Origin of the sequence: Brenneria populi, assembly GCF_036016195.1 — a bacterium.
GTDB lineage: Bacteria > Pseudomonadota > Gammaproteobacteria > Enterobacterales > Enterobacteriaceae > Brenneria > Brenneria populi.
This window is the reverse complement of sequence record NZ_JAYWTM010000011.1, coordinates 172,452-196,369: the sequence shown is the minus strand read 5'-3', so window position 1 is coordinate 196,369 and position 23,918 is coordinate 172,452. Positions and strand designations below refer to the sequence as shown.

The following is a 23,918-nucleotide window of genomic DNA, read 5'->3' as shown; positions in this document are numbered from 1 at the left end:
CTTGCGGTAGCGATTTCCCACTCTCTTCCTGCTTCATTCCGCCCTATTTCTTGTCGATAGCGCCACTTTCGCGCGCCCTCGTTTGCGTAATAGCGGTATCTGGTTAACACTGATCTCAGGTCAGACCTGTTGTGCGCATCGTTAATTTTCTCGGTTGACAGGAGCCTTTATGAGCGAGGTATTGCCGTTGCTCACCCGTCGCGGCGATCGCGTGGCGATTGTGGGCGGATTGCGAACCCCGTTTGCCCGCCAGGCGACGGCCTATCATGGCGTGCCCGCCTTGGAACTGGGGAAAATGGCGGTGGGCGAACTCCTCATTCGCACCGGCATCGACCCCGAATTGATCGAATTATTGGTGTTCGGTCAGGTGGTGCCAATGCTCGAAGCGCCCAATATCGCCAGAGAAATTGTGTTGGGAACCGCAATGAGCGTGCATACCGACGCGTACAGCGTGTCCCGCGCCTGCGCGACCAGCCTTCAGGCGGTGGCCAACGTCGCCGAAAGTATTCTGGCGGGCGCCATCGATATCGGGATCGCCGGCGGCGCGGATTCCTCTTCGGTGCTGCCGATCGGCGTGAGTAAGACGCTTGCCAGAACGCTGCTGGACCTGCACAAGGCCCGCACGCTGAAGCAGCGCATGAAACTGCTGGCCCGGCTGCGCCCCCGCCATTTGCTGCCGATAGCGCCGTCGGCGGCGGAATATTCCACCGGCTTGCTCATGGGCGACATCGCCGAGCAAATGGCGAAAACATACGGGATCGCCAGAGACGAGCAGGACGCATTCGCCCATCGTTCGCATCGGCTGGCCGCCCGCGCCTGGGATACGGGCAGGCTGCGCGATGAGGTGATGACCGCCTATGCGCCGCCTTATCTGCAAGCGCTGAGCGAGGATAATCACATCCGCAGGGATTCGTCGCCGGAGCATTACGCCCGCCTGCGTCCGGTTTTTGACCGCAGGCACGGCAGCGTCACGGCGGCGAACAGCACGCCGCTGAGCGACGGCGCCGCGGCGATCCTGATGATGAGCGAATCCCAAGCCGCGCATTTGGGCTTTACGCCGCTCGGGTATCTGCGCAGCTATGCCTTCAGCGCCATCGGCGTGCGCCAAGATATGTTATTAGGCCCGGCCTACGCCTCGCCTATCGCGCTGGATAGGGCCGGGATCGCGCTGGATGATTTGACGCTGATTGATATGCATGAAGCGTTCGCCGCGCAGACGCTGGCGAACCTGAAGATGTTCGCCAGTCAGGATTTCGCGCGTAATAAGCTTGGGCGCGCCGCGCCGCTGGGGGCGGTCGATATGGATAAATTCAACGTGCTCGGCGGCTCTATCGCCTATGGGCACCCGTTCGCGGCGACGGGAGCAAGAATGATTACGCAAACCCTGCATGAACTGCGCCGTCGCGGCGGCGGTCTGGGGCTGGTCACCGCCTGCGCGGCGGGCGGCCTGGGCGCGGCAATGGTTTTGGAGGTGGCGCCATGAGCCAACGGCACGCCTTATTCGCCGAGGTTTCGGCTTTTTCCCTGACTCTCCGCCCGGACAATATCGGCGTCATCACCATCGATGTGCCGGGTGAAAAGGTCAATACGCTGAAAAGGGAGTTCGCCGGGCAACTGATAGCGGTGCTTGAGCAGGCGCAGCGGCACGCTTCGCTGAGAGGCCTGGTGCTGGTTTCCGCCAAGACGGATTCGTTTATCGCCGGCGCCGACATCGCCATGCTGGACCGCTGTACCAGCGCGCAGCAGGCGGAAAATTTGGCGCGGCAAGGGCAGGAGACCTTTGCCCGCGTCGCGGCGCTGCCTTTCCCGGTGGTGGTGGCGATTCACGGCGCCTGCCTGGGCGGCGGGCTGGAACTGGCGCTGGCCTGTGATTATCGGGTGTGTTCGCTGAGTGACAAAACGCGGTTGGGCTTGCCGGAAGTGAAACTCGGCTTGTTGCCCGGCGCCGGCGGCACCCAGCGTTTGCCCAGGCTGATCGGCGTGGATAATGCCCTGGATATGATCCTGACCGGGCGGCGCATTCGTCCTCGCCAGGCGGTGACGCTGGGGCTGGCGGACGATGCGGTGCCGCTCGACATTTTGTTGGAAAGCGCCGTCGAGATGATTCGACAGGGAAAACGCAGGGCCTCGCCGCCGGGCTGGCGCTCGCGCGCGCTGGGCAGTCCGGTTATTCGCAGGCTGTTGTTTAAGCTGGTTAAAATAAAAACGCGCGCCAGGACGCACGGCAACTATCCGGCCGCCGAGCGAATTATTCAGGTTATCCGCCGCGGAATGGAAAAGGGCATGGAGGAGGGCTGCCGGCAGGAGGCCAGCGCGTTCGGCAAGCTGGTGATGACGCCGGAATCCGCCGCGTTGCGGCATCTGTTTTTCGCTTCGACGTCGTTAAAAAAAGAGTCGGGGCTGGCGACCGACGCGCAACCCGTGCGCCGGGTCGGGATCCTGGGCGGCGGACTAATGGGCGGCGGCATTGCTTATGTCACCGCGGCGCGCGCCGCTTTGCCGGTGCGGATTAAAGATATCAATGAACAGGGAGTCGGCCATGCGCTGAGGTTTTGCTGGCAAGCGCTGACGGAGCAGGCGCGGCGTCGGCGCATAAAGCCCGGCGAGCAGCAGCGTCTGATGGCGTTGCTTTCCGGCGCTACCGATTATCGGGGGTTCGAGCATGTCGATATGGTGATTGAAGCCGTATTTGAAGACCTGGCGCTGAAACAGCGGATGGTGGCGGAAATCGAACAACATGGCGCGCCGCATACCATTTTCGCCTCCAACACTTCGTCACTGCCTATTCATCAGATCGCGCGGCACGCGCGCCGTCCGCAGCAGGTGATCGGTCTGCACTATTTCAGCCCGGCGGACAGAATGCCGCTGGTGGAGATTATTCCTCATGCGCAAACCAGTGCGCAAACTATCGCCGCCGCGCTGGCGCTGGCCGGAAAGCAGGGGAAAACGGCGATAGTAGTCGCCGATCGCGCGGGTTTTTACGTGAACCGCATATTGGCGCCGTATATCAATGAGGCCGCCTACTGCCTGCTGGAGGGCGAGCCGGTCGAGTCTATCGATAATGCGCTGGTGCGTTTGGGGTTTCCGGTCGGTCCGTTAACGCTGCTGGATGAGGCCGGTATCGATGTGGCGACGCGCATCGTTCCGGTGCTCAGCCAGGCCTACGGGGCGCGATTCGCATCGCCCCCCGCGCTCGACGCCGTGCTGAACGATGGCCGCAAAGGGCGCAAAAACGGCAAAGGATTCTATCGCTATAGCGAGAAAAGCCGCTTTTGGCGCGCCGCGAAACAGGCGGACGGCGCGATCTATTCGCTGCTCGGCGTTACGCCGAAGGTCCATATCGATCCAGCGCTGATCGGCCAGCGCTGCATGATGATGATGCTGAACGAAGCGGCGCGCTGCCTCGACGAGCAGGTGATTCGCTGCGCCCGCGACGGAGACATCGGCGCGGTGTTCGGCATCGGTTTTCCGCCGTTCCTGGGCGGGCCTTTTCACTATATGGATCGGCTGGGCGTGGCGACGGTGGTGAGCGCATTGCAGGCGTTGCAACAGCAGTACGGCGATCGCTTCGCGCCCTGCGCGCGCCTGCTGGCGATGCGCGAGCGCCGGCAGCGTTTCTATCCGCCGCCGGATAATGCCGCGCCCGCCGCGAGTGAAGAATCCGCCGGCGTTAATTAATCGTCACGGTGATGGTGACGGTATCGCTATAGGCGCCCGCCGGCTGATTGGCCTGGCTGGCGTTAATGCGCGCGGTGTAGGGAATGCTTTGCGTCACGCCGGCGCCGGTGCCGGCGTAATCCGCGTTTTCGGTCCAGGAGGTGTTATCCGTATGGTATAGCTGATATTGCAGATAATACTCGGCGCCGCCGACGGTGGCGGTCATTCTGCGCCAGCCGGCGTCGTCCGGATGAGAGCTGGTCAGCTTTACCGTATAGGCGCCCTGATTGGTGCAGTTAACGCCCAGGCTATTGCCGACCGTCGGAAAATCGGCCGGCAGAGCCGCCGAGCCGAAATTGACGTCGGGCGCGCTGGTGATCTGGCAGTCGTTGGTGATGGTCATCGACAGATTGAGCGTTGAGGTTAGCGTGCCGGTATCGTAGATACATATGCCCAGCAGCCCCAGCGCGCACAGGCTGTAATCCCATTGGATGGTCACCGTATCGGTATAGGTTCCCGCCGGCACGTTGTTGCCTATGCTGGTTCGGACATATATCGGCAGGGTGCCGTCGCTGGCGTTGAACAGGCCCAATATGCCCAGAAAGGATGTCTGGCTCCAGGTATAGCTTGAACCGATGCTATAGAGCGTTCCGCAGCTGGCGTCCATACACAGGTCGTAGGAGATGACGTCGCTGCCGCCGATGCCGCCTTTTAGCCGCATGCTGGAGCCGCTGGCGTTGGTGTCGCCGATAACGGTGGCGGTGATGGTATTGGTGCTGATAAGGCTTAATGCGCTGCCGCTGCAGCTAAAACCGCTGCCGGAGGTGATGATTTGCGGCGTCCCGTTGGGGCCGACGACGGAAGAGGCGTAAGATCCCAGCGCGGTGGAGCTGGCGGGGGCGGTGCAGCTCGCCATGCCGTCGCCCGCGTCGGCCAGCCCCAGCAGTAACATCAGCAGGCGTACGCCTAACCCTAATTTATTCATCTTTATCTCCTGGGGAAGCGGGTTGGCAGGTTAGCGGACCGACGCTGGCCATCATCCGGGCCGCCGCCGGCAGGGAAAATTCCACCCGGCAGTGTTGTCCGTCTTCCTGTTTAAAATGCAATCGATTTACAGTCTGAAGGTTGGAGAAATAGACCAGCCCGTCATGGCCGCTAATGGTGGTGGCGCCGCTGGCCTCATCGGTGATCCAGGTGCCGAGCGCCAGGGGGCGGCCCTGGCTGTTGCGTAGGGCGATATTGGCGGAAAGTACGTTGCGCACCGGGAATTTCACCACCATGCCGCTGCCTTCTTTTACCGATACGCGCGCCTCTACGTTGGGCGTTTCAACATTCGCCGGCAGCGGCAGCGGGTCGATCTCCACTTTTGCCGGATAGTTGGAAGTTACCCACGGCACCAGCAGATGGCCGTTATCGTTGGTTGTTCCCACCAGTTGGTTTTCATATTTAACCGGCACCCCCGCATAGCCCTCGGTATCGACGACAATAAAAGCGTCGTTGATACGGTTGCTGGGATAGACGCCGCCGTCCATATATATCAACGAGCCGCTGAGTTCCCCCCACCGCGTGGCATCGCCCTCATTGCCGTAAACGCCGCCCTGTATCAGGTTATACGGCCCGCGCCAGCTTAACGTGCCCTGCTGGTAGGGGGTTCGTCCCGCGGCGTAAGCCAGATTCCAGCCGAAGCCGCCCTCGGCCGGCGCGGAGTGCGTCACGCCGACGCGCGCCGAATAGTCGCCGTTGGCGTCGCGCTGTATGCCTGAGCTGGCGGTGTTTTGAGCGCCGAAGGGAATAACGAACTGAATCTGTAGGCTGTAGTCGCGTTCTCCCAGCGTTTTATTGAGCGCGGCGTAAACCGAGTTGTTTTGCCATAGCTGCCGGCTATACGACAGGTTCAGCAGTTTGACCCGCGAACGGTCGAAGGATTGAATATCAAAATAACCGACGCCCAGGGTGCCGTTCCCCTGTCCGAAGATCTGGCTGCTTACGGTCGCCTGATTGCTCTGGCGGCTGAGCCGTCCGCCGTTATTGACGGCGGTTAAATCGCGATATCCTTCGTCGCGCCCGGCGTGCTGAATATTCAGGCCGAACAGTCGGGAATAGTAGGAGTACCCCAGCGTATATTGCTGACCGAGCCGCTCTTTTTCGCTACGGCTATAAGAGGAGCTGAGGGTTCCCCAGCGGCCGGCGGTGAAGTCGGCGCCGACGCCCGCCAGATAAAGATCCCGCGTGGTTTCCGCGTGGGTCGATAGCGTTAGCCAGTTGGTTAATCCATAGCGGTAAATGCCGCTGAATGCCGGTTCGGACGTATAGTCCGCGTTTCTGACCCCATAGTCCCGGCGCAATGCGCCCAGGGAAAAATCGAAATCGCTTAGCCCGGCGCGCAGCAGGGTATTGGAGACATAAAATGGGATGGTGGTGGCGATGCGTCGTCCCTGGGCGTCCGTGGTGACGACGGTCGCTTCGCCGGCGCCGTTGAGATACGGCGTATTCGTCAGGGTGAAAGGGCCGGGGTCCAGGGTCGAACTGTTGGCTTTATAACCGTTGATGAACAGATCCAGCGTGCTGGGAACGGCCGCGGAGCCGGAGTACTGCAGCAGCGGATAGGTAACGATATCGGGGCGCAGGCCGAAGTTGCGGCTGATACGCATGCCGCCCATGCGTACGGAGTTGCTCCAGGTCAGCGAGTTACTGATCAGATCGCCCAACTGATATGAGATCATCCGCTCGCTGTCGCTGTACCGCCAGTAGGTATCGAAGCGCCGATAGCGATGATATCGATCGGCATGGCTTCCTGTCGTCGCGTCGTAAATGCCGGTGTTGGATAGTGCGCCGTAGTCGTTGAAGATTCGCTGCTCCATCCAGGTGCTCAGCGTATCGCCGCCGCCGCGCGGCGAAGAGTAGTAGGCGTTATAGTTAAACAGCATGCCGGGGCTGCTGCTCGGAACCAGACGCTCCGTTCCGCTCCCCTCATTTTCCACCCGCTGCGCCGGCAGCCAGTCGACCGGCACGGTCAGCTTTAACCGCTGTTCGCCGGGGTCATATTGCGCGCTAACGTTAGGCAGACGGTTTACGTTAATCTGACCGGCGCTGTGCGCGGGCAAGCGGATGCTATTTTTGCGCAGTACGTCGGCGTCGACATAATAGTCGTTATTGCGATAGTTAACCGGCACCACGCTCTGGTCGCTGCGATCGTTAACCGAAAGGGTTAAATAATAGATGGCTTCAGGGATTGACGGTTGAACGCGCGGCGGAGCGGGCAGGTCGGTATACTCTTCCTCATGAAGCGGCGCGGCGTCGGTATCTTCTTCCGCATGAAGAGAAGCGGAATAGCATAATGAGCAGACAAACGTGTCCAATAGAAAACGCCGCAGCGACGCGACGCCCGTTCTCGTATTGTCGGCACGCTTTTTCATATCCCTATTCCCCGCCGTGAGAACACACTACCTACGTTTAATCAGGACCGGATCGGGAATATCCGACAAATGGGTAAACAGGTTCATGGATGAAGCGGGGGCGGATATTCCCGCGGGCAAAGGCCAGCGCATCTCTTGTCCCGGCAAAACGTACCCTAAAAAGCCTTGCGTCATTGAGATTTTGCCGCCTTTGGCCGGCGACGATGACCAGAAAACGTTGCTTAAGCGCGCATGCACTTTGCCCTGATTGCGCACGTAAAGGTGCGGTTTCCCCGCGACGGCGGCGATGCGCCAGGACAACTCGGGCATGGTTGGCTCGCTATTGACGCGCGTCTTCCCAGGCCGCACCTGCGTCCATATCCCTTCGCCGTCAATAAACAGCGGCAGCAGGTAGCGCATTTGAAACTGCAGCCCCATGCGGGGCGTTTCCTGCTGTTTGGCGTAGGGCGCGCTGATTTCATCGATGATGATGCGGTAGGCGCGTTCGGTGCCGGCCGGGGCCGGGACAGCGCGCATCAGCCGCACCATATGGCGTTTTCCCGGCTCCAGCGTGGTAAATGGCGGGGTGCCGATAACCTCTTTTTGCTCCGCGTAGCGATCCTGAAAATTCATCTGTTTCCAGGCCATAATGCGAATTTGCAGAGCCACGGGCGCGCTTCCTTTATTCTCCAGCCACAGGGCGGAGCCGTTCTCATCGGATTCGATCACTTGATAAATCGGCCAGACAAGAATGCTGCTGGCGGCGAAGGAGGGCGCGCAGAAGAGGGCGCAGATGAAGGCGGCTGATTGAATAAAAATGGCTAATGTTCTTTTCATCTTTCTTCTACGCTTGTTTTAGTAGGTCAGGCTAACGGTTACGCTATCGGTATACACCCCCGCCGGCGGCAGCGGCGAAGCGCCGAAATAGCGCGCGTAAACGGTGTAGGTCTGGGTTGTCGTGGGAAAGGAGGCGATGCTCATCGCCAGGTCGCCGGTGCCCCAGACCTGCGTGCGGGCCGAATCGCGGTAAAGCTGATAAGGCAGCGAAACGCTGCCGGCGGTATTCATCACGTAACGCCGCGCGCTGCTTCCGCCGTGCAGCCCGTAATCCAGTTCGATGGAGATGGCGACGCCCGGCGTACAGGTCACGACTATCGAACCGCCCCCCACGGTGCTGGTTGCGTCGACATTGGTTGCGGATGCGCTCTGCGTGCCGAAATCGATGGCGCCCATATCCGTCTGGGCGGCGTTGGCGTCGTTGCCGAAAGCGCACCCTTTCACAATATCGGCGCTGACGGCGAAGGTGTCGCTTACCGTCAATGCGACGGCCGATAAAGGGTGCGAAGCGATGAACAAGAGTAGCAACCAGGGCGATATCTGCTGGAAAATCATCCTAATCCTCGCGCATGAGTAACCGTAGACAGGTCGGAAGCGCGGCGTTCCGGCCTGAACTCAGAACTACCACTCGACGGTGGCGGCAACCGTGTCGGTATAGGTGCCGGCGGTCGGAGATATAATGGTCTGATCGGCGGGCAGGATGCGGGCATAAACGGGAATTGACTGGGCGACGCCGGTTGCGGTGAGCGTTATGCCGTTGGTGTCGTTAAGCGGTATTTCCGTTGTGCGGGCCGAATCGCTGTAGAGACGATAGGGGATCTTATAGCTGCCGGAACTGGGCGCTAATGTGCGCAGCGTTGAGGAGTCGTTGGCGCCGGAACCGATGTAGACGGTGGCCGGCGTGCCTTCGGAGCAGGTGACCGCCAGGCCGCTGCCCGACGTGTTGGTGGTTTGCCCGTCGATATTGGCGGACAGGCTGCTGTATGAGCCGAAATCGATAGTGCCCCATGTACTGCCGGAACTGGCGCCGTTCTCCACCGTACAGGCCGTGGTGATGGTTAATGTCACGCCTATTTGGCCGGTGACGGTTGAACTATAGGCGGTGGGCATGACGCCCAGCGTTAACAACGCTGCCAGCGCGGACAGTATTTTTTTCTTGGCATTCATAGCGATTCCTTTATATGTGCATCGTATTTATTTCACCGGCATGGATTATTCAGAGTATAAATAGTCCATATCTATATTATTCATTAATAATGTTAGACGCGCCTATCTGTATATCGGCGTCAAGGTGGAAACACTATTAATTAAATATCCTGTATTTACAGTCTATTTTCGTTATTCCCGTAAGGTGAAATACAAATAAAACGTCACATGATAAAGTTAATTCTTTGGGCGTAATGCCGATCGTTTAAGCATCGAGATACGCGGGGCGACCACCGGGGTGAGGCGTCCCTACGGGAACTTCCCCCTGTGTTTCCCCTAAAAACCGGCTTAAGTGAGCGGAATTAATTCTCTGGGCGAGGGTTATTCGCCTTCCGCTATACTCGTCATACCTCAAGCTGCCTGTGCGTTGGCCTTGTTACTCGCTCCATCCGTGGAGTTGGCCCCGTTGGGGCCGCCGCAAGGCGCCGTGCAAAAACGTTTGTATTCTGCGGCTCGAATTATTTGGCGTAGAGAAAATATGCCGTTTTTTTCTTGCCGCTCACTCTTCTCTTAATTTATCGTAGGCGGCACTTCGCCTTTTAGACAATACGCCGCCACCGGCGCAGTCTGACCATAAAGGCGCGGACTTCACGCGGTATGAAAAATTTTTCTGGGGGCGGCTTTTAATTATTAAATTATGGCGTTCATTATGAATCATTTATTTTTATCTATTAATAAATAAATTTAACCATTCGCAGTAAAGATAGAAGCAGAATTAATGTTTAACAATACGGAACCGCCGATTTGCGATAAAAAAGTTTAAAAATATGTGATGTTATTTATTTTTGTTTATTTATGTTGAATTTTAAGATTTTATGGTATTTTAATCCGAATTATCGGCGACCGTCTCTGCGATGCCGCGGCGGGGTCGCCGGACGGAAATAGGTTTCATTTATACCCGTCATACTTCAAGTTGCCTGTGCGTTGGCTTTGTTACTCGCTCCATCCATGGCGCTCGCCCCGTTGGGGCCGCCGCAAGTGGCGTTCAACTCTGCTCTTGGCAGATTTGTCGCTCACCGCAGGCCAGCCTTTGGCTGGTCAAATTCGTTCCTGACGAATTTGTCACTGCGTCGCTGCCTTCCTGCAACTCGAATTATTTAGGGTGTAGTGATTAAATTAGCAGCGGAAATCTGCGATAATCAATCCCCTTTACGGGCCGAGATAAGGCTGGCTTGAAGCGGATATTCATTCAAGTTATACCCAAAATCATTCGAGTTGCGGGACAAAAACGGCGAAACGTTTTTGTACGGCGCTTTGCGTTGGTCCGAAAGGGCGGAGCCCTGTCACAGGACGAGTAACAAAGCCGCCGCGCGCGCAGCCTGAAGGATGAAGGTCTATTGCTTTTCCGGCTTTTTATTGCGATGTCCTATCAATATAGCGGTGTGATATGCAAGTTTTAATTATGCGTCATGGCGACGCGGTGCCTGAAGCGGCCAGCGATTCGCAGCGGCCTCTGAGCGCGCGTGGCTATGATGAGTCGCAGAAAATGGCGTATTGGCTGAATAACCAGACGGTAAATATCGATCGCGTCCTGGTCAGCCCGTATCTGCGCGCGCAGCAAACGTTGGCGGCCATGCGAGATATTTTGCCCCTGTCCGCGGAAGATGAATGCCTGTCTGAGTTGACTCCCGGCGGCAATGCCAAACTGGTCGGCTACTATCTGCAAACCCTGGCGAAGGAGGGGACCGGCGCGGTGCTGGTGATCTCGCATCTGCCGCTGGTCGGCTACCTGGTCGCGGAGCTATGCCCCGACGAAACCGCCCCGATGTTCGCGACTTCGGCTATTGCCTGCGTCAGCGTCGATTCGCAGTCGGGGAGCGGGGTGTTTGACTGGCAGGTCGGCCCATCTCAGCTGGCGCATAAGCCTTCATAACGGCGGCGCTTCCAGCGCGACGAGCACCAACAGCGCCGCATCCCCGCCAAATTCCTTGGGCGCCTGATGAAAGGCCAGCACGTCGGGATGCTGCGCCAGCCAGAGCGGCGTCTGCTGCTTTAGAATATGTTTGCCGTGGCCGTGCATCACGCAGGCGCAATAAACCTGTTCGCGACGGCAGGCGGCCAGCAGCGCCCCCAGTTCCTGTTTGGCCTGCAATTGCGTCAGGCCGTGCAGATCGAGGAACAATTCGGGCGAGTAGTCTCCGCGCCGCAGTTTTTTCAGCTCATAGTGGCTGGCTCCGGGACGGACGTAGCGCGTCGGCCCCTCGCTTTCCAACTGCGGCTGAAATTCGTCGGAAAAATAAAAACTGGCGTCCACCTGCTCCTGCAGCGCGCGTCTGGGCGGCAGCTCGCCGAGTTTGCGGCGCGCCGGCCTATGCCGATAGGTATCCTGGCGCAATTTTTTCGTACCGGAAACGGATGCGCGAAAAAGCTGCAATTCCTCGTCATTCAGTGAATATTTATTATTCATTGGTCGTTCGCCCTATATCAATCTGGCGACAGTTTACCTTTTCCCCCGCCCGTCGCTAAATAAAAGTCGCGCTAACCTTAGTTCGACAGGTTATAACTACTGATTTGTCGCGGGCTTCATGGCAAACTAGGCGCCAAATTTCCATTCAGATGTGTCTGCGGAGGATAATCTTGGACAAAATTTTCGTCGACGAGGCCATCAACGACCTTCATACCATACAGGATATGTTGCGTTGGTCGGTAAGTCGGTTTAACGCAGCCAATGTCTATTATGGTCACGGTACGGATAACCCCTGGGATGAGGCGGTGCAGCTGGTGCTGCCTACCCTGTTTTTACCCCTGGATATTCCGGAAGATATGTATACCTCGCGCCTAACCTCCAGCGAGCGCCACCGCATCGTCGAGCGTGTGATTCGCCGGGTGAACGAGCGTATCCCGGTCGCTTATCTGACCAATAAAGCCTGGTTCTGCGGCCTGGAGTTTTATGTCGACGAGCGGGTTCTGGTGCCGCGCTCGCCGATCGGCGAGCTGATCGGCAACTATTTCGCCGAGCTTTTGCCTAGGGCGCCGGGGCATATCCTGGATATGTGCACCGGCAGCGGCTGCATCGCCATCGCCTGCGCCCAGGCTTTTCCGCAGGCGGAAGTGGACGCCGTGGACATCTCCAGCGACGTGCTGGCCGTCGCCGAACAAAATATTCAGCAGCACGGTATGGAGCACTGCGTCACGCCAATCCGTTCCGACCTGTTCCGCTCACTGCCCGCCATCCGCTATGACCTGATTGTCACCAATCCGCCTTATGTCGATGAAGAGGATATGTCGGACCTGCCGGATGAGTTCCGCTACGAACCTGAATTAGGGCTGGCGGCAGGAAGCGACGGCCTGAAGCTGGTACGCCGAATTTTGGCCTGCGCGCCGGATTATCTCAGCGACGACGGCGTGCTGATTTGCGAAGTGGGCAACAGCATGGTTCACCTGATCGAGCAGTATCCCGATATTCCGTTCACCTGGCTGGAGTTCGATAACGGCGGCGACGGGGTATTCATGCTGACCAGGTCTCAGCTGGTTGATTGTCAAGAGCATTTCAGCATCTATCGCGACTGATTCGATGCGTAAGTTAATACTATTACCGATAGGCTAAGGAGTTGTGATGGCAGGAAACAGTATCGGACAGTTTTTCCGCGTCACCACATTTGGTGAGTCCCACGGCATTGCCCTGGGCGCGATTGTAGACGGCGTGCCGCCGGGGATCCCGCTGACGGAGGCGGACCTGCAACAGGATCTGGATCGCCGGCGTCCGGGCACGTCGCGCTATACGACGCAACGCCGCGAGCCCGACCGGGTGCGCATTCTTTCCGGCGTGTTCGAAGGGGTGACCACCGGCACCAGCATAGGTTTGCTGATCGAAAATACCGATCAGCGCTCGCAGGATTACGGCGCCATTAAAGATCTTTTCCGCCCCGGCCACGCCGATTACACCTATGAACAAAAATATGGTCTGCGCGACTATCGCGGCGGCGGCCGCTCTTCGGCGCGCGAAACCGCGATGCGCGTCGCGGCGGGCGCGATAGCGAAAAAATATCTGCAACAAAAGCACGGCGTGAAGATTCGCGGCTATCTGTCCCAAATCGGCGACGTGACCTGCAAATTGAAAGATTGGGATCTGGTTGAACAGAATCCTTTCTTCTGTCCGGATGCCGATAAGCTGGAGGCATTGGATGCGCTGATGCGGACGCTGAAAAAAGAGGGCGATTCCATCGGCGCCAAAGTCAGCGTGGTGGCCGAGTCGGTTCCCGCCGGATTGGGCGAACCGGTATTCGACCGACTGGATGCCGATCTGGCGCATGCGCTGATGAGCATCAACGCGGTGAAAGGCGTTGAAATCGGCGACGGCTTTGCGGTAGTGACGAAACGCGGCAGCGAAAATCGCGACGAGATTACGCCTCAGGGTTTCCAGAGCAATCACGCCGGCGGTATTTTAGGCGGCATCAGCAGCGGGCAGCATATTATCGCCCATCTGGCGTTGAAACCCACCTCCAGCATCATGGTGCCGGGAAGGACCATTGACCGTCAGGGCGAGGCGACGGAAATGGTGACCCGCGGGCGTCACGACCCCTGCGTGGGGATCCGCGCGGTGCCGATCGCCGAAGCGATGATGGCGATTGTGTTAATGGATCACCTGCTGCGCCAGCGCGCACAGTGCGGCGATGTCGATAGTCAGGTTCCCCGCTGGTAAGAAGATAATGAAAAAAGGATGTATTGGGTTTATCGCTTTAGCATGCTGCGCTCCGCTGTGGGCGAAAACCCCCTGGCAGGAAATAACCGCCCCGGTCGCGGGCGCGCCTCAGTCCATCGGCGCTTTCGCCAACGGTTGCATCATCGGCGCGCGGCCGCTGCCGCTGCAGTCGCCGGATTATCAGGTGATGCGCGTCGATCAGCGGCGTTATTACGGCCACCCCCATCTGCTGAATTTTATCACGCGCCTGAGCGCGACGGTTAAACGGCGTACGTCGGCCAATGTGCTGATCGGCGATATGGGCATGCCTGCCGGCGGGCGGTTTAGCAGCGGCCACGCCAGCCATCAGTCCGGCCTGGATGTCGATATCTGGCTGCAACTGCCGAAACAGCGCTGGAGTCAGCAGCAGCTTCTTAGCCCCCTGCCTATCGATCTGGTGGCGGGAAACGGCCGTCAAATTAATCCCCGTCTCTGGCAGCCCGAAGTGACGACGCTGGTGAAGACGGCGGCGCAAGATAGCGAAGTGACGCGGATTTTTGTCCATCCGGCGATAAAAAAACAGCTGTGCGCCGACGCCGGGCAGGATCGCGACTGGCTGCGCAAGATTCGTCCGTGGTTCGGCCATCGCGCGCATATGCACGTGCGCCTGCGTTGCCCGGCCGATAGCCTGGAGTGTCAGGAACAGACGCCGCCGCCCGCAGGGGATGGGTGCGGCGCCGAGCTGACCAGCTGGTTCCAGCCTAAGCAGCCGGGACAAGAGCCGCCGGCGAAAACCTCGCCGCCGCCTTTACCCGCGTCTTGTCAGGCATTAATCGATAGGCATTTTGCACCGGAATAACTATGGACATGTTTGTGATTGGCCCGGAAATGTTGGGCGTGCTGTTTTTTGTCGCCATACTGGCGGGATTTATCGACTCGATCGCCGGCGGCGGCGGCTTATTGTGCGTGCCGACGCTGTTGGCGGTAGGGCTGTCGCCCGCACAGGCGCTGGCGACGAATAAATTGCAGTCCGTGGGCGGCTCGTTTTCGGCCAGTCTCTATTTTATCCGCCGCCGGGCGGTTAATTTGGGTGAGCAGAAACTGGCGATCGCCTTGACGTTTATCGGGTCAATCACCGGCGCCTGGCTGATTCAGCAGATTCACGCCGATTTTCTGCGCCAGCTGTTGCCGCTGCTGATTATCGGCATCGGGCTCTACTTCCTGCTGTCGCCCAGAATTGGCGATGAGGATCGGCAGCACCGTCTGTCCGGGTTGCCTTTCGCCCTGATTGCCGGCGGCTGCGTCGGGTTTTATGACGGCTTCTTCGGCCCGGGCGCCGGTTCCTTTTACGCCCTGGCCTTCGTCACCCTGAGCGGTTTTAATCTGTCGAAGGCGACGGCCCACGCCAAGGTTCTCAACTTCACCTCTAACTTCGGCGGGCTGCTGTTCTTTATCCTGGGCGGAAAGGTGGTATGGATGCTGGGCCTGGTGATGCTGCTGGGGCAGTTTATCGGCGCGCGCATCGGCGCCAAAATGGTGCTGAGCAAGGGGCAAAAGCTGATTCGTCCCATGCTGGTGATGGTTTCCGCCATCATGAGCTGCAAACTGATTTACGACAATCACGGCGCTGAGATTGCACATTGGCTGGGGCGACTTTTCTGATGACGGCGAAAACGACGCAGGTTACGCATCATTACCAGCAGTTAATCGATATTTTTAATCATTGCTTTAGCGACGAGTACAACACCCGTCTGGTGAAGGGGGAGGATGAACCTATCTATCTGCCCGCCGACGATCGGGTGCCGTATCATCGGATTATCTTTGCCCACGGCTTCTATGCCAGCGCGCTGCACGAGATTTCCCACTGGTGTATCGCCGGCGAGCGGCGGCGCCTGCAGGTCGATTTCGGCTACTGGTATTGCCCGGACGGGCGCGACGCCATGACCCAGTCGCAGTTTGAGTCGGTAGAGGTTAAACCTCAGGCGTTCGACTGGCTGTTCTGCGCGGCGGCGGATTTTCCGTTTAACGTAAGCTGCGACAACCTGAATGGCGACATTGAGCCGGACCGTATAGCGTTTCAGCGCCGGGTTCATGCGCAGGTGATGCTCTACCTGGAACAGGGGATTCCGGCGCGGCCCGCGCGCTTTATTCATGCGCTGCGCGCGTTTTACCATACGCCGCCGCTGACGGCGGCGAATTTTCCCTATCCGGCCGATCTCCGCTGAGTCGCGCCGAACATCGATGAATTGAGGATGAGACATGATCGCAGAATTTGAGGCGCGCATTCTGGCGCTGATTGACGACATGGTGGAACATGCCAGCGACGACGAACTTTTTGCCGGCGGTTATCTGCGCGGTCATTTGACGGTTTCGGTGGCGGAAGCGGAGGAAAACGGCGAGCATACGCCGGAAGCGCTCTATGCGCGGGTTAGCGACAGCATTAGCGCCGCGATAAAGAACGGCGAGCTCTCCCCGCCGGATCAGGTTCTGGTGAACGGGATGTGGGAAAGGTTATTTCAGCAGGCGAAGAATCAGTAACGCCGCTTAAGATACGGTGAGCGCCTGCGCGGAGGATGGCGCGCAGGCGCTCGCCGTTACGCCGGAATCCGGAATCGCGCCGCGCGGTTTTAAAGAAACAGACACAGCAGATAAAAAAACAGCAGGCTGATCAGAACGCAAATAACCATGCTGCGGATAAAAAACGCGATAATGGCGCTGAAAATCGCCCCCCAGAAATAGGGGTTGTCGGGAAAAGGGCGCAATTCCCCCTGGGCCAATAAAATCACCGGCCCGCAGATGGCGCTAAGCAGGCAAGGAGCCGAGTATTTCAGCGCTTCGCGCACCCATCCCGGCAGCCTTACCGGCGTTCGGGGCTCAAGGAAAATATAGCGATTAAAAAATACGATCCCGGCCAGCGCGCACAGTAATAACCAACTCATTTCTTCTCCCCCGTTATACGGGCAATCATCACGGAAAATAACATTCCGCACAGGCCGGAAATAACGATGGCGCCTTCAATACGGTAATAAGAGAGCAGCATTGAGGCGGATAGCGAAAATATCACCCCGACAAAGACGCCGATCTGTTTAATCATCGGGACGATAAGCGTGATAAAGGTAGCGATGATGGAAAAATCGAGGTGATATTTCTCCAGATCGGGAATGGCGTTCGCCATAAAAATGCCCAGCAGGCTGCATATATTCCAGCAAAGATAAAAGACCAATCCCGCGCCGATTAAATAACCCGGCGTCATGGTTTTTTTATTCTTTTGCGCCATGCTCAGGGCGAACAGTTCGTCCGTGAGCAGGAAGCCAATGGGAATACGGTAGCGGGCATGCAGCAGGGAAACGAACTCCCGCAGCGTCAGGCCATAAATGAAATGCTGGGCGGTGAGAAAAAAGATGGAAATAATAATGGTCAACATGCTGGCGCCGGATAGTAATAGGCCGAGCGTAACAAGCTGCGCGGCGCCGGCGAAGATAATGGCGGACATCCCGATGGCCTGCCATAGGCTCAGCCCCGACTGTATCGCCATCGAACCGGCGAGAATTCCCCAGGGAATGACCGATAAACACAGGGGAAGCATCGCCACCGCTCCGGCGGCGAAACCGCGCCACGGGGATGGCGCATTATGCTTATCCGGCGCCGCCAGGCCAGTATCGGGTGTATTCATGGTTCACGGGTTCCTTAGACATATCTTATGGATATAGCTTACGGTGATGGCCTGAGGATGTATTGAATAAAATTGCTCTATGCCCGCGATACTTCAAGCCGCAGGCGCGTCGGCTCGGCTACCCGTCCCGCAGGGGGCGGCGCAGGCGTTGCGTAAAAACGCGTTTAGCGTTTCAGGCTGTTGATAAATAAGCGGATGATATAATTTTTTATGTCGGGCAGGGAAAAAATTTCGGGCGGATTGATCTCGGTATTTCTCTGCCGAACCATCGTCCGCCCGACAAGGAGCGCTCAAACGCCGCTGCTCCTTGACCTCATGGCTTGCGGCTGAAATTGCGTCGCTACGCGATGCCTTCGGCGCTAGCGATCACGATTCGGGCCGCCATTGACGCGCTCCCGGCGCGACACTGGCTTTCGCGGCGTCCTGCCGCTCACCCGGCGGCCGCTATCACCTCAGCGCAATTCCTTATGCCGGAAAAACAGCAAAGAACTCGGACATCCCAGACTTTGTCAGCAAACTCAAAACGCGTTTAGCGTTTTTATCTTATTTCAGGAATAGCGATAACATGCGCTTCTGGCGGCGTTATGGTTTTATTAACGCCGGCATGGTCACGCAGCGATCGTATAAATTCGCCCGGCGTAATCCCCTGCGCTTTTTTAAAGTGGCGGCTGAAATGGCTCTGATCGGAGAATCCGCACAGCGAGGAAACCGTTAATATGCCGTATCCCGCCAGTAATAGCGATTTCGCTTTTCGCAGCCGCGCCTGCGTTAAATACGCGTGCGGCGTCATGCCCGTCATTTTTTTGAACTGACGTAAAAAATGCCACGGGCTGAGCGTCGCGATATCCGCCAGTTCGATCAGCGAGAGATCCTGTTCCGGGCAGGCGTCGATTAACGCTTTAGCGCCGGCGATATGGCTGGCGGCGTCAGGCAAGTCGCGCCCGGAAACGCGGCTTTTTCCGTGGCGCGTCATCAGCCAGGCGAGCGACGAAAAGAGCAGCGTCTCTTTCAGCAGAGTATTGCCGCTCTGCGCCAGCAGGGTGAACGTCAGGCGTAGCTGTTCCGACAGACCGGGATCGTGCACCACGGCGGCGGGAAACCAGGGGATCGCCCCCTGCGGCCGCTGCAAATCGCGCGACAGGGAGAGCAGCAAATCCGGGCTAGGGTAAATGGCCCGGTATGACCATCCGCCCGCCGCCGCGGAATGCCCGGTGTGAACCTCATCGGCATTAACCAGAATAATATCGCCTTTGGGGGCGACATGTTCGCCGCCCGTGCGGTAAAACCGCTGCGCGCCTTCTTCAATGACGCCGATGCAAAAATTTTCATGCGAGTGGCGGGAGAAACGCTGCTGTTTGTAGTGGGCATGCAGCATTTCCAGGCCGCCAAACTCCTGCAAATGGCGAAAATGGGCGCGTTCCCGCTGCTTTTTCTTTTCCGTCATTGAACGCCCTCTTATGATTCTAATACCGTTCACTTAAGCCGCTTGTTAGGGGAAACGCAGGGGAGGTTCCGGTAGGGACGCCTCACCCCGGTGGTCGCTCGTGTATCTCGATGCTTAAACGATCGGCATTACTCTTATGCTTCGGCGGTTTTGGCACAAAATTGCCCTGTTACCTTTAGACCGGCCTGCCTTTCAGCAGTTTTCTGATCCAAAAACGATTAGGGTTCAGCGCGGCCAGCGTTTCGCCATCCAACGGCAACGGCTCGTCATAAATTTGCGCGGCCAGTATCTCCGCCGCCAAAGGCGCCGAGCACAGCCCGCGCGACCCCAGCGCGCCGATAACAAACAGATTGGGGTAGACCGGCGCCGGCGGCAGATCCGCCGCGTGGTCTTGTTGTTTCAGTAAATCATGATAATAGGCAATCGTCCGTGGGTAATCGGCAACCGCGCCCGCCAGAGGCATATGGTCGCGCAGCGCGCAGCGCACCCCCTGACGCGCCTGACGCGCGCTTATATCGATCTGCCGCGCCCATTGCGCCTGCGGTAAACAATCCAACAGGCGTTGATGGTTTTCCCGCTGTTCGTCTTCCCGGTAGTCGGTGGCGGTCTCGCCGCGCCGGTAGCTGGCGCCGATGCAGTGTTCCCCGCGCCGCGGGCTGACCGGCGTCAGATAGCCGTCATAGCACAGCACCTGTTTCAGCCGCTGCAACGCCGGCGTCGTCGGGATATGGCTGACCTGGCCGCGCACCGCATAGCACGGCAGGTGCCGCGTCTGCGTCCACTCGGAGAGCTGATGGCCGTTCGCCAGAATCAGCGTCGCATGTTCCGCCTGACGATCGCCATCCAGCGTCAGGCGCCAGCCTGCGTCGGTTTGCGTAAGCGCGCGCACCTTGACGTTCATGCGCGCGATCGCTCCCTGCCGCCGGGCCAGTTCCAGCGCGGAGGCGGTGAGCTCCGCCGGGCAGAGCCAGCCGCCCGCGGGGTAGGTGACGCCGCCGGCGCCTGAGATCACGCCGCTCGCCGCCGCCAGCTGTTGCTCCGTGACGGCGCAAACCAGCTCCGGCGGCCACTCTCCCTGCAAAATGCCGGCGATCTTGCGGGCGCTCTTTTCGTCATAGGCCAGTTGACTCACGCCGCACCACTGGTGTTCGAAATCGACGCCCTGCGCCGCCAGTTGGTCATAGCGGCGGCGCGCAAAAGCGAACGCGGCGGCGAAAAAGCGCGCCAGCGCGTCGTGCTTGCTATTCAATAAAGGATAGAGCGCGCCTTGACGGTTGCCCGAGGCGCCCTGCGCCGGCTGCGCATCGGCGCAGTACAGCGTTACCGACGCCCCGCGTCTTTGCAGCGCCAGCGCGGTTAACACGCCGGCGATACCGCCGCCGATAATGGCGATATCCTGAGGGGCGGCGGCGGGCGGACGGGCATACCAGGGCGCGGCGCGCGGCGCGGGAACGAATTCGGGAAGATGGCCGCTCAGCATTTCGCGCTTGCGTCCGAATCCTTTGACTTTACTGACGCTAAAGCCGGCCTGTTGTAGCCCGCGGCGGACGAATCCGGCGGCGGTGAAGGTGGCGAAGGTGCTTTGCCGGCGGCCGAGGCGCGCCATGGCGCGGAACAGATTTTCCGTCCACATATCCGGATTTTTCGCCGGGGCGAAACCGTCGAGAAACCAGGCGTCGACCTTATGGTTCATCGAGGCGTCCAGCGTCGGCAGCAGCGCATTGACGTCGCCGAACCAGAGATCGAGCGTTACGCTGCCCTGAGCCAATAGCAAACGGTGGCAGCCGGATAAGGGCAGGGGCCACTGTTGACGCAGCGCCTGCGCATATTTCTCCAGTTCGGGCCACTGTGCGTGGGCCGCCGCCAGATCGCGCCGGCGCAGCGGAAACTTCTCGAAGCTGATGAAGTGCAGGCGGCGCAGCGGCGCCTGCGGCGAACGGGCGCGGAAATCTTCGAAGGCCTGCCACAGCGTCAGAAAATTCAGCCCGGTGCCGAAGCCGGTTTCCGCCACCACGCAATTGTCGCGCGGGTGCGAGAGAAAGCGCTCGGGGAAGCGGTTGCCGGTTAAAAAAACATAGCGGGTCTCCGCCAGCCCATCCTGATTCGAGAAATAGACGTCATCAAACTGTTGCGATACAGGTGTACCCTGTTCGTTCCAACTCAACGTCGCTTGCTGGATAGGGGGGTTATTCACGGCAACTGACTCATTATTCAAGCGGTGACGCGATTTTAACGAGCTGAATGTCGAGGCGCAAATTTAGTAAAAGTTCGGCTGATCGGACTTGTTCAGCTTACAACTGTACGCTAAAGTGCGATGCGAAATCCCAAACTATATAAGTGGAAGAGGTATTGAATGAAACGTGCAGTGATTACAGGTCTGGGGATCGTATCAAGCATAGGTAATAACCAGCAGGAAGTTCTGGCGTCTTTGCGGGAAGGCCGCTCGGGTATTACTTTCTCTCAAGAGCTGAAAGATTCCGGCATGCGTAGTCACGTCTGGGGTAACGTCAAACTGGACACCACAGGCCTCATCGATCGCAAAGTTGTGCGCTTTATGAGTGATGCATCGATTTATGCTTATCTGTCTATGGAGCAGGCGATTAAAGATTCCGGCCTGAGCGACGATCAGGTTTCCAACGATCGCACCGGTCTGATCGTGGGCTCCGGCGGCGGCTCTCCGCGTAATCAGGTCGCGGGCACCGACGGCATGCGGGCGAAAGGTCTGCGCGGCGTGGGTCCTTATATGGTCACCAAATCCATGGCTTCCGGCGTTTCCGCCTGTCTGGCGACGCCGTTCAAAATCCGCGGCGTTAACTACTCCATCAGCTCCGCCTGCGCGACCTCCGCGCACTGTATCGGCAACGCGGTGGAAATGATTCAGCTGGGTAAACAGGATGTGGTATTCGCCGGCGGCGGCGAGGAGCTGTGCTGGGAAATGGCCTGCGAGTTCGACGCCATGGGCGCGCTCTCGACCAAATATAACGATACGCCGGAAAAAGCCTCCCGTACCTATGATGCGGATCGCGATGGTTTTGTTATCGCCGGCGGCGGCGGCATCGTGGTGGTTGAAGAGTTGGAACACGCGCTGGCGCGCGGCGCGCACATCTATGGCGAAATCATCGGCTACGGCGCGACGTCCGACGGCGCGGATATGGTCGCCCCGTCGGGAGAAGGCGCGGCGCGCTGCATGAAGATGGCGTTGCAGGGCGTAGATGCGCCGATCGACTACATCAACACCCACGGTACTTCTACGCCGGTCGGCGATGTGAAGGAGCTGGGGGCGATTCGCGAAGTGTTCGGCGAGAATATTCCGGCGATTTCCGCCACCAAAGCGATGACCGGCCACTCGCTGGGCGCGGCCGGCGTTCAGGAAGCGATCTATACGCTGCTGATGCTGGAGCACGGTTTTATCGCGCCGAGCATCAACGTTGAAACGCTGGACGAACAGGCGGTGGGGATGAACATCATCACCGAGCCGACGCAGCGCAAGCTGACGACGGTGATGTCGAACGGCTTCGGCTTCGGCGGCACCAACGCCACGCTGGTTATGCGCAAGTTCGATAAGTAACCGTCTGTAAGCATCAGGCGATAGCCCGCGCGCAGCGGGCTGAAATGATTCCGCGCCCCGTGAACACCATGTTGACGGGGCGTTTTGCGTTTTAACGTTTATCTATCGCGTTTGCCCGCCGCCGGCGCTAAAAGAGCACCCACAATAGAAAGAGCGCGACGCAGATGCCGATAATCACCGTCAGCATCGGTTTTTGCCATAGCGCTTGCCAGTTGGGCGGCAGCGCGGCGATCAGCGGGTTCAACAGCGGCTGCGGCGCCGTCCATCCGGCCGGCTGCGATGGCTGTAAGCGCTGACTGAACAGAAAGGCGAGCGCCTCGCCAAGCTGTGCCGGCGTCAGCGGCGCCGGCGCGCCGGCGTTAAGGGCGGTCTGCATATGCTCCAGCAGCATTTGCCGCTCCGGCGCGCTGATGGGATGCGGCAAGACCGACTGCAATAGCGCCAGGCTTGCGGCCGCGGCGCGTCCCGATGCGCCGGCGGCCGTATCGGCGCCGTTTGCGGCAGGTGGGTTCGGCGCGCCGGCGTTCGCGGCGGATGCCGGCGTGGTCGCCGTTTGCGGCGGCGGCGATAAGGTTTGCGCCTGCCGCAGCGCGATCTGCGCCTGCAGAAACTGGGTCAGCAGCGGCAGATTTTTCACCGGCACGGCGTCGCCCGCGGTTAAATTCTGCATCGTCATCAGCGACGCCCAGATTTTGGCGGCGGGCTCGCCGCTCTGAGCGGCCAGCCGGACGATCAGCTGATTCAGGCCATCGCGCTCGGCGGGCAGAAGCGGGCGTTCGGGCGCGCTGGCCGCCGGCTGCGGCTGGGCGGCCGCGGCGTTGGCCGTCGACTGCGGGGCTCGCCCGTGTTGCAATAACGCCACCACCTGTTGCAGCTGGGTATTATCGAGCGAGCTCAGAACGGTATGGCCGAACTGGCGGCGGATAAAGTCGCTCACCGCCTGACGGTTATCGCCCTCGGGCAGCATCGCCGTTAAGCGCTGCATCAACTGCTGACGGCCGCTATCGTCAGGTTTTTGTGCCGCGGTTAATTGTGTTTGCAGCAGTTGCTCCGCGGGCTGATAGTGGCGCGAGCTCAGCTCGGCGTTCTCCGTCAGCCCCAGCCGCTGTTTCACGCCGTTCCAGATATCGGCGGCTTTTAACGTGCTGAGCGCCGCGATTTTAACGATCAGGTTTTCAAGCGTCGCGCGCTGCGCCGGCGTCAGCGGCGGATCGCCTCCGTCGCCGGCCGTCGCGACGGGCGCCGCCGACGTCGTCGTGCCGACGGCGCGTTCGCCCGGCAGCGGGGCGCCTGGACCGTTTACCGGTTGCATATCGATTTTCCTCACCGCTCTTATCAGCGCCTGGCCCGGTGCCGGCGACGTCATCTTCGGGACGATAATAGCAAGCGCGGCCGTCATCCGATAGTCACGCACAAAACTGCCATGCATCGGCCGCCGTGCCGCACCAATACGGTGCGTTCCTCGGCTTTCTACGCTCATCCCTTACGGCTATCGGCATAAAATCATCTGAGAGATA

General features: G+C 59.0%; 21 protein-coding genes. 10 read left to right on the top strand and 11 right to left on the bottom strand.

All coding sequences use genetic code 11. From position 1 onward, the window contains the following. The first annotated feature begins 169 nt into the window (after positions 1-169). Positions 170-1,483: an acetyl-CoA C-acyltransferase FadI gene (gene fadI, locus VSX58_RS13645; RefSeq protein WP_327618567.1), complete on the top strand. Its 1,314-nt coding sequence runs from the start codon at positions 170-172 to the stop codon at positions 1,481-1,483. Continuing rightward, positions 1,480-3,678: a fatty acid oxidation complex subunit alpha FadJ gene (fadJ, locus tag VSX58_RS13640; protein ID WP_327618566.1), complete on the top strand. Its 2,199-nt coding sequence runs from the start codon at positions 1,480-1,482 to the stop codon at positions 3,676-3,678. Before fadI ends, fadJ begins: the two co-directional genes overlap by 4 nt. On the opposite strand, the gene VSX58_RS13635 is transcribed toward fadJ, so the two are convergent. The 5 genes from VSX58_RS13635 to VSX58_RS13615 form a co-directional block, all read right to left on the bottom strand. Beyond that, complete coding sequence (locus tag VSX58_RS13635; protein WP_407654873.1) at positions 3,671-4,642, bottom strand: Csu type fimbrial protein; 972 nt, start codon at positions 4,640-4,642, stop codon at positions 3,671-3,673. The genes fadJ and VSX58_RS13635 overlap by 8 nt on opposite strands. Next, a complete protein-coding gene (locus VSX58_RS13630) occupies positions 4,635-7,073 on the bottom strand; it encodes a fimbria/pilus outer membrane usher protein (RefSeq protein ID WP_327618565.1) in 2,439 nt (812 codons plus the stop codon). The genes VSX58_RS13635 and VSX58_RS13630 overlap by 8 nt, the downstream gene beginning before the upstream one ends. Positions 7,074-7,100: 27 nt before the next feature. After that, positions 7,101-7,889, bottom strand: a complete 789-nt coding sequence (locus tag VSX58_RS13625) for a fimbrial biogenesis chaperone (RefSeq protein ID WP_327618564.1) — start codon at positions 7,887-7,889, stop codon at positions 7,101-7,103. Between the two features lie 18 nt (positions 7,890-7,907). Further along, positions 7,908-8,444 carry a Csu type fimbrial protein gene (locus VSX58_RS13620; RefSeq protein ID WP_327618563.1) on the bottom strand — a complete coding sequence of 179 codons (537 nt, stop codon included), beginning with the start codon at positions 8,442-8,444 and terminating at the stop codon, positions 7,908-7,910. Between the two features lie 66 nt (positions 8,445-8,510). Then, positions 8,511-9,056 carry a Csu type fimbrial protein gene (locus VSX58_RS13615; protein WP_327618562.1) on the bottom strand — a complete coding sequence of 182 codons (546 nt, stop codon included), beginning with the start codon at positions 9,054-9,056 and terminating at the stop codon, positions 8,511-8,513. Positions 9,057-10,482: 1,426 nt separating this feature from the next. Here VSX58_RS13615 and sixA point away from each other — a divergent pair. Then, entirely contained in the window at positions 10,483-10,968 is a 486-nt protein-coding gene (gene sixA, locus VSX58_RS13610; RefSeq protein ID WP_327618561.1) for a phosphohistidine phosphatase SixA, read from the top strand. On the opposite strand, the gene smrB is transcribed toward sixA, so the two are convergent. Further along, entirely contained in the window at positions 10,963-11,502 is a 540-nt protein-coding gene (gene smrB, locus VSX58_RS13605; RefSeq protein ID WP_327612976.1) for an endonuclease SmrB, read from the bottom strand. The two genes, sixA and smrB, sit on opposite strands and share 6 nt — an antisense overlap. A 170-nt stretch (positions 11,503-11,672) precedes the next feature. Here smrB and prmB point away from each other — a divergent pair, with 170 nt between their 5' ends. Genes prmB through VSX58_RS13575 form a run of 6 tightly spaced genes read left to right on the top strand, consistent with a single transcriptional unit; the run spans position 11,673 to position 16,254 of the window. Continuing rightward, positions 11,673-12,605: a 50S ribosomal protein L3 N(5)-glutamine methyltransferase gene (prmB, locus tag VSX58_RS13600; RefSeq protein WP_327618560.1), complete on the top strand. Its 933-nt coding sequence runs from the start codon at positions 11,673-11,675 to the stop codon at positions 12,603-12,605. Positions 12,606-12,651: 46 nt separating this feature from the next. Beyond that, complete coding sequence (gene aroC / locus VSX58_RS13595) at positions 12,652-13,737, top strand: chorismate synthase (protein WP_327618559.1); 1,086 nt, start codon at positions 12,652-12,654, stop codon at positions 13,735-13,737. Positions 13,738-13,744: 7 nt separating this feature from the next. Next, positions 13,745-14,575 (top strand): penicillin-insensitive murein endopeptidase, encoded by an 831-nt coding sequence (gene mepA / locus VSX58_RS13590; protein ID WP_327618558.1) that lies wholly within the window; start codon positions 13,745-13,747, stop codon positions 14,573-14,575. A gap of 2 nt (positions 14,576-14,577) precedes the next feature. Further along, on the top strand, positions 14,578-15,378 hold the full coding sequence (locus tag VSX58_RS13585; protein WP_327618557.1) for a sulfite exporter TauE/SafE family protein: 801 nt from the start codon (positions 14,578-14,580) through the stop codon (positions 15,376-15,378). Further along, positions 15,378-15,941 carry an elongation factor P hydroxylase gene (locus VSX58_RS13580; protein ID WP_327618556.1) on the top strand — a complete coding sequence of 188 codons (564 nt, stop codon included), beginning with the start codon at positions 15,378-15,380 and terminating at the stop codon, positions 15,939-15,941. The genes VSX58_RS13585 and VSX58_RS13580 overlap by 1 nt, the downstream gene beginning before the upstream one ends. Positions 15,942-15,975: 34 nt before the next feature. Beyond that, entirely contained in the window at positions 15,976-16,254 is a 279-nt protein-coding gene (locus VSX58_RS13575; protein ID WP_327618555.1) for a YfcL family protein, read from the top strand. Positions 16,255-16,343: 89 nt separating this feature from the next. Here the strand turns inward: VSX58_RS13575 and VSX58_RS13570 are convergent, their stop codons facing one another. The 4 genes from VSX58_RS13570 to mnmC form a co-directional block, all read right to left on the bottom strand. Beyond that, entirely contained in the window at positions 16,344-16,655 is a 312-nt protein-coding gene (locus tag VSX58_RS13570) for an AzlD domain-containing protein (protein ID WP_327618554.1), read from the bottom strand. Continuing rightward, positions 16,652-17,389: an AzlC family ABC transporter permease gene (locus tag VSX58_RS13565; RefSeq protein ID WP_407654872.1), complete on the bottom strand. Its 738-nt coding sequence runs from the start codon at positions 17,387-17,389 to the stop codon at positions 16,652-16,654. Before VSX58_RS13565 ends, VSX58_RS13570 begins: the two co-directional genes overlap by 4 nt. 538 nt (positions 17,390-17,927) lie before the next feature. Next, positions 17,928-18,833, bottom strand: coding sequence for an AraC family transcriptional regulator (locus tag VSX58_RS13560; protein ID WP_327618553.1), 906 nt, complete (start codon positions 18,831-18,833; stop codon positions 17,928-17,930). A 175-nt stretch (positions 18,834-19,008) separates the two neighbouring features. Continuing rightward, positions 19,009-21,027 carry a bifunctional tRNA (5-methylaminomethyl-2-thiouridine)(34)-methyltransferase MnmD/FAD-dependent 5-carboxymethylaminomethyl-2-thiouridine(34) oxidoreductase MnmC gene (gene mnmC / locus VSX58_RS13555; protein ID WP_327618552.1) on the bottom strand — a complete coding sequence of 673 codons (2,019 nt, stop codon included), beginning with the start codon at positions 21,025-21,027 and terminating at the stop codon, positions 19,009-19,011. A gap of 159 nt (positions 21,028-21,186) precedes the next feature. On the opposite strand from mnmC, the gene fabB reads away from it, so the two are divergent. Continuing rightward, complete coding sequence (gene fabB, locus VSX58_RS13550) at positions 21,187-22,401, top strand: beta-ketoacyl-ACP synthase I (RefSeq protein WP_327612966.1); 1,215 nt, start codon at positions 21,187-21,189, stop codon at positions 22,399-22,401. Positions 22,402-22,528: 127 nt separating this feature from the next. On the opposite strand, the gene flk is transcribed toward fabB, so the two are convergent. Further along, entirely contained in the window at positions 22,529-23,830 is a 1,302-nt protein-coding gene (flk, locus tag VSX58_RS13545; protein WP_327618551.1) for a flagella biosynthesis regulator Flk, read from the bottom strand. Between the last annotated feature and the right edge of the window lie 88 nt (positions 23,831-23,918).